Origin of the sequence: Ruminococcus flavefaciens (genome assembly GCF_900116855.1) — a bacterium.
GTDB classification, from domain to species: Bacteria; Bacillota; Clostridia; order Oscillospirales; family Ruminococcaceae; genus Ruminococcus; species Ruminococcus flavefaciens_R.
Genome location: NZ_UETD01000008.1, coordinates 218477 through 227711, shown reverse-complemented (window position 1 = coordinate 227711; position 9235 = coordinate 218477). Strand labels below are relative to the sequence as shown.

Below are 9235 nucleotides of genomic sequence, written 5' to 3'. Positions count from 1 at the left end.
TGTAAGGGATTCCAAAGGGACTGTGTTCCTTTGGCGGAGTCCAGAGGCAGCGCCTCTGGTCGTCGCTTTCAGCTTTTAAGGCGACGAAATAAAACAAAGCGCTCCGCAAGGGGTGAATCAAAAAACAGTCCGGTGGACTGTTTTTTGAGAGGGGACGCCCTGCAAGTGAGGGCGTCCCTTAACGGCGGATGATATCCGCCCCTACAATACAAATTTCGTGGGACGTCGAGGACGCCGTCCCCTACATTTCCAATTTTTCGCGTATGCGCTAAATAATGATTTACATTAGTACCCAATATAACACTATGCACTGATCACTAACCTCTGCTAACCATTTTCGGTTGACAAATGCCCGTATAGGTAGTACAATAAAGATATAACATATAGTGGAGGTGTTTGTATGAAAAAGAACAGAAAAACTGCTCTTATGGCAGCTGTGCTCACAGGTGCGGCAATGCTCACGGGCTGCGATCCCGGAAGCGATGATGTACAGGACGTTTACGGTCCGCCTGTTACGGAAAATTCTTCCGCCGCCTACACGGTCCCTGCCGTATACGGACCGCCGCCCACTGATGAATTCGCTACCGACCCCATCACTCAGCCCGATACCACCGAATATGAACCTGCAAAGGACAGTATTCAGCTTGTATACGGTCCGCCTGAGTCATTCAATAACTGACAAAAAGGAGGAAACAGCCATGAACAGGGTGAAAGCTGCGCTTATTGCGGCTCTGCTTTCAGGGACGGTCTGCCTTTGCGGCTGTGATCTCCTGAGAGATAAGGAAGTGCTTGATACTGCAGACCCTTTTCAGACAGAGGAGGAAGCCGAGGCTCCCGATGAGACCGACGCCGACGATCAGCAGGGATTGGCGATAAAAGGCTTCCGCGACATGATAGCAGACAAGTACGGCGAAGCAGATAACAGCGGAGAAAACAGCGATGGAACGCTTGATTACGATTCGCCCGATCTGTTCACGGAGTAATACTGCACAAATCAGACTTCACAGCTTTGTGCAGGTCTACAAAGTTGAAAGAGAACGAAAAAAACTGCGCCCATTTAGGACATTTATTTTATAGCACTGTGGAACCGTGACAGCCGACCTTATATATAGATCACTTGCTAATTCGGCTGTCACGCCATAGATTATTGAAGGGAGTGTTTGATCATGAAAAAAACTTTACGAACCGTCGTCACCGCTGCAATGTTTGCTGCTGCCAATCTGTCAGCTCTTCCTGCAAATGCGGATGATAGCTTTGAGGCGCCCGATCTGAGAAACAACGTAGAAAGAGAAATATACAGTGAGTTCTACGGCGCATACGGTATGCCTCCTACGGAAAATGTAACTACAACTGCGGCAGACTTTGAGCAGACATTTACTACTATGACTACCACTGTCCGCCCTCAGCCTGTTTACGGTCCTCCTCCGACAACCTCGGAGCAGCTTGACACCACAACTTCAACAAGTCAGCAGATCGAGACCACTACTACAACAAGTCAGGAGCTTGAGGAGCTCTTTACAACTACCACCGCTGAGCCTGTTCCTCAGCCTGCTTACGGTCCGCCTATCGTACTTTGCTTCGGAGATGTAAATGTTGACGGCAATGTTGACAGCTTCGATGTGCTTGCCGTAAGGAAAATGCTCCTCAATAACGAGATAGATTACAGAAAGCTTCGCTATGAGCCTTACTACGGCGATATGAACGGCGACGGAAAGCTGGGTGTTTCCGACCTTATCCTCATTCAGAAGCTTGTTCTGGGCAAGGTTACGCAGAGAGAGCTCCAGAATGAGTTCGGTATCAGCTACAATATGAATGTTGAGATAGAGGGTATAGCTCAGCCACCTGCCGATCCCGATGACCCCAATGTGGCTAAGCCGATAGACGAGTACGATCCGGGCAAGGATATCGTTGTGACTCTTTACGGTATAAGACCCACGGATGATATAACAAAGGATATGCTGAATCCCAACGGTCAGGAGAAGTAATATGCTCAATGTTGATATGAAGCGCTCCCATCTGGAGCAGATGAGGGAGTACAGAAAAAGACTGATGGTAAAGCCTCAGCTTCGCAACCTCTTTCTGGAGCTGACACTGCGCTGCAACGAGAGATGTATGCACTGCGGAAGCCACTGCGGAGAGGTGTTCTCCGAGGAGCTCACCGTGGAGCAGTATCGCACATTCCTTCAGCAGGTAAAGGAGGACATGGGTACAGGCGGCAAAATGCTGGATATCACAGGCGGAGAGCCCCTTCTCAGGAAGGAGTTCTTCGATATCATGGGCGCCGCTCATGAGCTGGGCTTCAGCTGGGGCATGACCAGCAACGCCACACTCATAGACGACAGCGTTGCCAAGGACCTTAAAAAAGTGGGTATCGGCACTATCTCCGTCAGCATCGACGGTCTGGAGCAGACCCACGACGAGTTCAGAAGAACTCCCGGCGGCTATAAAAAGGCTATGGAGGGCATAGAGTCTCTGCTGCGCTGCGGCGGTCTGGAGCACGTTCAGGTCACCACCGTTGTTACCCACAAGAATATCGGCGAGCTTGACGAGCTTTTCAGGATATTCAACGATATGGACATCGACTCATGGCGTGTTATCAATATGGAGCCCATGGGACGCGCCAAGGAACACCCCGAGCTCATCCTTACTCCCGATGATTACAGAACCATGTTCGAGTTCATCAGGAATAAGAGAATGCAGGGCGAGCCCGTAAGCTACGGATGCAGCCACTACCTCGGTATGGAGTACGAGCGCGAGGTCAGGGACTGGTATTACCTCTGCACCGCAGGTCTGTATACCGCAAGCATCTGCGCTAACGGCGATATCATCGCCTGTCTTGACATTGAGCGCAGACCCGAGTTCATTCAGGGAAATGTGCTCCGCGACAGATTCAGCGAGGTCTGGAACAATAAATTCAGTATTTTCAGACGCGACCTCTCCGATGATAACGAGGTCTGTTCAAAGTGTGACCAGAAGGACTTCTGCCACGGCGACGCATATCACAGCTGGGACTTCGACAACAACCGTCCTCAGGTGTGCTTCAAGGACATTCTTTTCTGAGCACGATAATAATTCTTTTCTTTCAGATAAAGGTACGGGAGCAGTAGGCTCCCGTATTTTTCGTCTGTCTGGATAAAACCGCATAAATTATACCTGAAGGCTATTGAAAAATATGTGACTTTCTGATATAATATATAGTGATCTGTTTTATTCTGAGACGAAAGGAGTTAATGCAATGGATCTGAAAAATACCATCACTCAGCTGTCCGAGGCGTCGGGGGCGTCGGGAAGCGAGGAGGACGCCGCAGGACTTGCTCTGGCAATGCTCCGTGAATACTGCCCCGATGCAGCTGTTTTCGGCGGCAATGTCATCGGAAGCTTCGGCGTTCAAGCTGAGGGGCGTCCCAAGCTTGTTCTCGATGCCCATATCGATCAGGTGGGCTTTGCCGTGACAGCCATCACCGATGAGGGCTTCATCAAGGTGGGGAACATAGGAGGTCTCGACCGCAGACTTCTGCCCGCACAGCCCGTTGTCATTCACGGAAAAAGCGATATCAAGGGAGTTATATGCTCCGTTCCGCCCCATCTTACCAGCGGAAGTACTCCCGTGCCCGAAATAAGCGATATCGCCATCGACACGGGCATGACAAAAGCCGAGCTGGAGCAGACAGTCTCCCTCGGTGACAGTATCACATTTGACGTTACCTGCCGCGACCTCCTTGGCAGCCGTATCACAGGCGGCGCTCTGGACGACCGCTGCGGAGTTGCCTGCCTGCTCTACACCCTTGAACTGCTGAAAGGGCAGGAGACCGCCTATAACGTCACCGTTATCTTCTCCGTGCAGGAGGAGGTGGGGGAGCGCGGTGCCAAGACAGGCGCTTTCACCATCGATCCCGATATCGCGCTGGCTGTGGACGTCAGCTTCGCCTATGCCATAGGTGAGGACGAGAGCAAGTGCGGATATCTCGGCGGAGGTCCCATGATAGGAGTTTCACCCTCTCTGTCCCGCGAGATAAGCGACAGCCTTATGGCAGCTGCCGAGGCTGCGGATATCCCCTATCAGACAGAGGTCATGAGCGGTCTTACCTCCACAAATGCAGACCGCTATTCAGTCAGCCGTAGCGGTGCAAAAGCCTGCACTGTCTCCATACCGCTCCGCAATATGCACACTCCCGTTGAGGTCATAGACCTTACAGATGTGGAGCTTACCGCAAGACTCCTTGCGGAATTCATAAAGGAGGGCTGATCATGAAGGAGCTTCTGAAAGAATTATGCCTTACCGACGGCATTTCGGGCGATGAGGGAGCTGTACGCGACCTTATCATAAGCAAGGTCAAGGACTATTGCCAGTACAGCGTGGACGACCTTGGCAACCTTATCTGCTTCCGCAAGGGAAGAAAGTCCCCGAAGAAAAAACTGATGATATGCGCCCACATGGACGAGGTGGGCTTCATGGTAACATATATCCGCGCAGACGGAACTCTCCGTTTCGACTGCGTGGGCGGAATAGACCCCTCTGTCATCATCGGCAGACAGGTCCGCGTTGGAAAAGACCGTATCAGCGGAGTCGTGGGTTCTACGGCTGTGCATAACCTGAGCAAGGAGCAGCGCGAAAAGGCTCCCTCGGTGGACAGTCTCTACATCGACATCGGCGCCGCAGGCAAGGAGGAGGCTGAGAAGTTTGTCTCCCTCGGCGACTGCGTTTATTATGACTCGGAGTTCACCGAGCTTGGTGAGCACTGCGTAAAGTCAAAGGCTATTGATGACCGCGCAGGCTGCGCCATAATGATAAAGCTCATGCAGGAGAAGCCCGACTATGACACATATTTCGTCTTCAACGTACAGGAGGAGATAGGTCTCCGCGGCTCGGCGGTGTCCTCATTCTCCGTAGCTCCCGACTTTGCCATAGTGCTGGAAGCTACGACCGCTGCGGATATCGACGGCGTCACAGGCGAAAAGAGAGTCTGCGAGCTGGGCAGAGGTCCCGTTGTGTCCTTTATGGACAGGCGCACTATCTACGACAAGGAGCTTTATAAGCTCGCCTTCGACCTTGCTACCTGCCAGACCAAGACCATGATAGCAGGCGGCAATGACGCAGGCGCTATACATATAAGCGGAAAGGGAGTCCGCACCATATCCGTGTCTGTACCTTGCAGATACCTCCATTCTCCCTCATCTGTCATTGATATGTCAGACCTCATAAGCTCCTATAAGCTTGTGAAAAATCTTTCAAAAAGGATACCTTTATTATGATAACACTTATTGAACATGAATACGAGCTTGACCGCGTACTGCTGAACAAAACGCTGTCGGGCAAGAAAATGCTCGCCTATATGAGAGCATACGGTCCGAATTATGAATTCTGCCGTTTTTACAAGATAACTGACGAAACAGGCGTGGGCTTCATGTTCATCATCAACTCTACCCTGATAATCTGCGGCGACGGAAATCTTGAACCAAATCAGGAGATAGACCTGTTCGTCAGCATGAATGTGCCATTCCGTATAGAGGGCGACCAGAAGATACTGGAGGGTATAACCATCCCCGAGAGATATCAGGTCCTCAACCGCACTATCTTTGAGCTCATTCCCGATGATACGCCGCTTGAGGCTATTGAGGAGCACGTTGAGTTCAACCCCAATCTCCCCGATGTGTACAAGATACTCAGCGAGGGATTTCCCAATATCGCGGATTTCTCACTGTGGTACACCGATACCTCACACCGCTGCCGCCACGGTATAAGCAGAGTGTTCACCTACCGCAACTCCACAACAGCTTCGGCGGTATTCGATATCGGAAGCACCGTCCTCATCGGTCAGGTGGCTACAAATAAGGCTGCAAGGGGCAGAGGCTATGCAAGGGAGTTCCTGAAATGGCTTGCCAAGTTCTTCAACGGTCTCGGAAAGAGAGCCTACCTGCTGGCACTGGACGTCAGAGTCAGCTTCTATAAGGAGATAGGCTTCCGCGTTGCAGGCAGAGAGATAGTTCTCGAGCGTATCGACATCGAAAAGGACAGCGCTGCAAAGGGACGCCTTGAGGAAAGAAACTGAATTATGGAAAAGCCCGTGAGCTGTCACGGGCTTTTTTCTTATATTCCGATGTACTTTATGTACATCTCCGAGGGCTGTATCTCGGTTTCCGCAGTGATGATGTTGGTACCGATGAATGTGGGGATAGTGGTATGTGTGGACGAAAAGCTGACGGTGTCGTTCTCGCCGAGGAGGTTTTTCCCAAGGTCAATGGCGACTGCCGCAGACCGCTCTCCGCAGCGAACTGTCAGAGGGAGTACCATTTTATAGGGCTCCCAGCAGCTCTCGCCTGTTATCTCGGGCTCACCCGTTATTGGCAGAGTAACGCTGAACTGTGAGGTCGGCGTGTCCGCAGGCACTATCATGTAGCGGAATACAAGATAGGGTGTGATATTATCAACAGCGTAAGAGCTGTCATACTGGAACATCTTGGAGAATACACCCACGTCGGTATCCTCGGTCACTGTGAATACAGACTCCTTTCGGGTCCATCTCCGCTGATTTCCGCTTCCGAAGAAGTTCTCCCAAGTTACTTCTATGAGTATATTTCCGCTGCTGTCCACAAGGTCGTATCTGGGGATATGGTTCCCCGGCAATGCGCTGTCGTTGCGGTATATGCTGTCCAGATTGGGCACGCGGACCGTTATGCCATAGGGATTTGCACACTCTGCAACAAGCTTGTATGTGCCTGCCGTAAGCTTGGCATACCAGTTGCAGTTGGCATAGGTGGGACTTCTGTAATCGTCCACCCAGTTTCCGCCCTCGTTGATATTTGCGCGGAGCATATACCAGCGCTGATGGTCGGAGTCGGCAGGTGCTCCGTCGGGGATACTGACGGTGTTCATTGCAACACCTGCAATGGTGCCGCTGTCTGTATATGTGCCGCCGGGTCCCGAGCCCCGAGCTATGGGCTTGTAGTCCAGCTTGTTGGTGCCGACACAGCCCACGCCCCCTGCCGCGCCCTTTATGCGCCAGTCCGCAAGGGGAGTGCCGTCGGAGAAAAAGCGCAGGGGAACTGCCCCCGTGCGCTCATGATATCCCATAGCCCTGACTGCCAGCCTTGTGAAAAGGTCGTCCGCGATGCCTGTTCGGCGGACTTTCAGTATCTCAAAGAGCATGGTCATTCCTCCCCGGCGGGATCATAGACGTCGCCTGTGGTCTGGTTGACCCATTTGCCGTCACTGCCCAGTCCGTATAGCTCACCTGTGGTTATCTCCCATGCCAGTGTGCCCTGAGAGAGCACTCTGCCGCTTATGCCGTCAGGCACAGGAAGGTCGGTCTTTACGTCTACGGCAAGCTCCGCCACGACTACCGACTTACTGTCTTCAAAGCTGCGAAATCTCTCCTTTAAAATAGTTACCATTTTGGTTCCTCCTTTATAGATTTTTGAAAGCGCTTTCATAAGTAGTCCGTAAAGGGGGTATTTCCAACGGAAAACCGTTGTATATCACAGAAAGTTTACAAAAAAATTTGTTTCCGCCCGTTTGACAAACTCTCAGATATGGAGTATAATATTCTGTGAATCTGTAATTAGGAGATGTAAGAATGAATCCAGAGGTATACGGAAAATATGAGATAATCGACGCACATTCGCATATTTTCCCCGAAAAGATCGCGGAGACAGCTACAGTCAGTATCGGACATTTCTATGACATACCAATGAATAATCACGGCTTCAGCGAGAAGCTCATCGAGGCAGGAAGTAAGATTGGGGTAACAAAATACCTTGTATGCTCAACTGCCACCACACCGAAGCAGACCAATAATATCAATCACTTCATCGCTCAGGAATGCGAAAAGCACTCCTGCTTCTACGGCTTCGGCACCACTCACCCCGATTCCTCAGACCTTGAGGGGGATATTGAGCAGATAATCTCACTGGGACTCCACGGCGTGAAGCTCCACCCCGATTTCCAGAAGTTCAATGCGGACTCTCCCGAGGCGTTCAGGATATATGAGCTCATCGAGGGCAGGCTGCCCCTGCTCATACACTGCGGCGATGCAAGATACGATTACTCTGCGCCCCACCGCATAAAGAAGATAAACGAGAATTTCCCCAAGCTCCAGCTCCTTGCCGCTCATCTCGGCGGCTATCAGCAGTGGGACGAGGCTGAAAAGACTTTGGCAGGTCTTGACAATGTAAGGTTCGACGTCAGCAGCTCGCTGGCATTCCTCACCCCCGAAAGGGCTGCACATATCGTCAGAAAGTATGGTATCGAGAACTGCTTCTTCGGCTCTGATTTTCCCATGTGGAGCCACGAGGACGAGCTCATGCGCTTCCTGCAGCTGGGCTTCACCGAGGAGGAAAACCAGAAGATACTTGCAACTAATTTCAAGGAGTTCCTCGGACTCTGAGGAGGAGACTGAATGATAACCGATAACGGCGAGTGGATAATGCTGGGCACAACTCTGCGTGACCCCAACAGGCTCAGAAATGTTGATGACCTTGTCAGCTTCGTGGAAAAGGTGGGATTTGTTCCCCTTTTCAGCAACAATATCGAGGACTTCTCCGTGGAGGAGCACTGTGCCGCCAAGTCGTGGTGGACAGGCAATGCTGCCACCGACCCGTGGGAGTGGAGAGCCGCTGCTGCGGCAGGGGGCAGAGTCGCTTACGGTAAGTTCTTCGGCGGCAAGGCGGGTTTCATCTCAGCGGAATGGCTGCCTTATTTCGCTAACTACCGCAGGGACGGCTACGACTTCGACAGCCTCTGCGACGAGGGACGCGCAGGCCGCCGTGAGGCTAAGATTATGGAACTGTTTGACAGCCATGAGGAGCTTTTCTCCTTTGAAGCCAAGGAGCTGGGAGGCTTCGGCAAGGGCGGAGAAAAAAACTTTCAGGGCATTATGACACAGCTCCAGATGAAGACCTACCTCGTTGTCAGGGACTTCCGCTACAGGCGCAACAAGCGCGGCGAGGAGTACGGCATGAGCGTGGCAGTGTATACAACTCCCGAGAGGATATTCGGCTATGACACCATTAGTGCTGCCTATTCCGAGGAGCCTGCGGATTCCCGTGAGAGGATAGTCGCAAGGCTGATGGAGCTTTATCCCCATGCCTCCGAGAAAAACATTAACAAGCTCATCTGAGCGGAACTTATGACAGCAAGCTTCAATCAACGTAAAATATGTTACCGAGCCTGAAATGATGGCTCGGTAATTTTGTTCAGCGATGCAGCAGAGGGGCTTCCCTACGCTCTTTGCATTGA

11 protein-coding genes are annotated in these 9235 nt (G+C 51.7%); 9 read left to right on the top strand and 2 right to left on the bottom strand.

All coding sequences use genetic code 11. The annotated features are described in order from the left end of the window. Nucleotides 1–400 precede the first annotated feature (400 nt). The 7 genes from DSZ37_RS10170 (at nt 401) to DSZ37_RS10140 (ending at nt 6050) form a co-directional block, all read left to right on the top strand. Nucleotides 401–679 (top strand): hypothetical protein, encoded by a 279-nt coding sequence (locus DSZ37_RS10170; RefSeq protein ID WP_109726796.1) that lies wholly within the window; start codon nt 401–403, stop codon nt 677–679. A 19-nt stretch (nt 680–698) separates the two neighbouring features. Then, entirely contained in the window at nt 699–983 is a 285-nt protein-coding gene (locus DSZ37_RS10165) for a hypothetical protein (RefSeq protein WP_109726795.1), read from the top strand. Nucleotides 984–1166: 183 nt separating this feature from the next. Further along, complete coding sequence (locus DSZ37_RS10160) at nt 1167–1985, top strand: dockerin type I repeat-containing protein (protein WP_109726794.1); 819 nt, start codon at nt 1167–1169, stop codon at nt 1983–1985. A 1-nt stretch (nt 1986) separates the two neighbouring features. Next, entirely contained in the window at nt 1987–3060 is a 1074-nt protein-coding gene (locus DSZ37_RS10155; protein ID WP_109726793.1) for a radical SAM/SPASM domain-containing protein, read from the top strand. A gap of 175 nt (nt 3061–3235) precedes the next feature. After that, nucleotides 3236–4246 (top strand): M20/M25/M40 family metallo-hydrolase, encoded by a 1011-nt coding sequence (locus tag DSZ37_RS10150; protein ID WP_109726792.1) that lies wholly within the window; start codon nt 3236–3238, stop codon nt 4244–4246. A 2-nt stretch (nt 4247–4248) separates the two neighbouring features. Further along, nucleotides 4249–5253, top strand: coding sequence for a M42 family metallopeptidase (locus DSZ37_RS10145; RefSeq protein WP_109726791.1), 1005 nt, complete (start codon nt 4249–4251; stop codon nt 5251–5253). After that, nucleotides 5250–6050: an N-acetyltransferase gene (locus DSZ37_RS10140; protein WP_109726790.1), complete on the top strand. Its 801-nt coding sequence runs from the start codon at nt 5250–5252 to the stop codon at nt 6048–6050. Before DSZ37_RS10145 ends, DSZ37_RS10140 begins: the two co-directional genes overlap by 4 nt. A gap of 38 nt (nt 6051–6088) precedes the next feature. Here the strand turns inward: DSZ37_RS10140 and DSZ37_RS10135 are convergent, their stop codons facing one another. Both DSZ37_RS10135 and DSZ37_RS10130 read right to left on the bottom strand, forming a co-directional pair. Continuing rightward, nucleotides 6089–7147, bottom strand: coding sequence for a hypothetical protein (locus DSZ37_RS10135; protein ID WP_109726789.1), 1059 nt, complete (start codon nt 7145–7147; stop codon nt 6089–6091). Between the two features lie 2 nt (nt 7148–7149). Continuing rightward, nucleotides 7150–7392 carry a hypothetical protein gene (locus DSZ37_RS10130; RefSeq protein WP_109726788.1) on the bottom strand — a complete coding sequence of 81 codons (243 nt, stop codon included), beginning with the start codon at nt 7390–7392 and terminating at the stop codon, nt 7150–7152. Between the two features lie 182 nt (nt 7393–7574). Here DSZ37_RS10130 and DSZ37_RS10125 point away from each other — a divergent pair, with 182 nt between their 5' ends. Further along, nucleotides 7575–8384, top strand: coding sequence for an amidohydrolase family protein (locus DSZ37_RS10125; RefSeq protein ID WP_109726787.1), 810 nt, complete (start codon nt 7575–7577; stop codon nt 8382–8384). Nucleotides 8385–8396: 12 nt separating this feature from the next. After that, nucleotides 8397–9116: an AlkZ-related protein gene (locus tag DSZ37_RS10120; protein WP_109726786.1), complete on the top strand. Its 720-nt coding sequence runs from the start codon at nt 8397–8399 to the stop codon at nt 9114–9116. Nucleotides 9117–9235 lie beyond the last annotated feature (119 nt).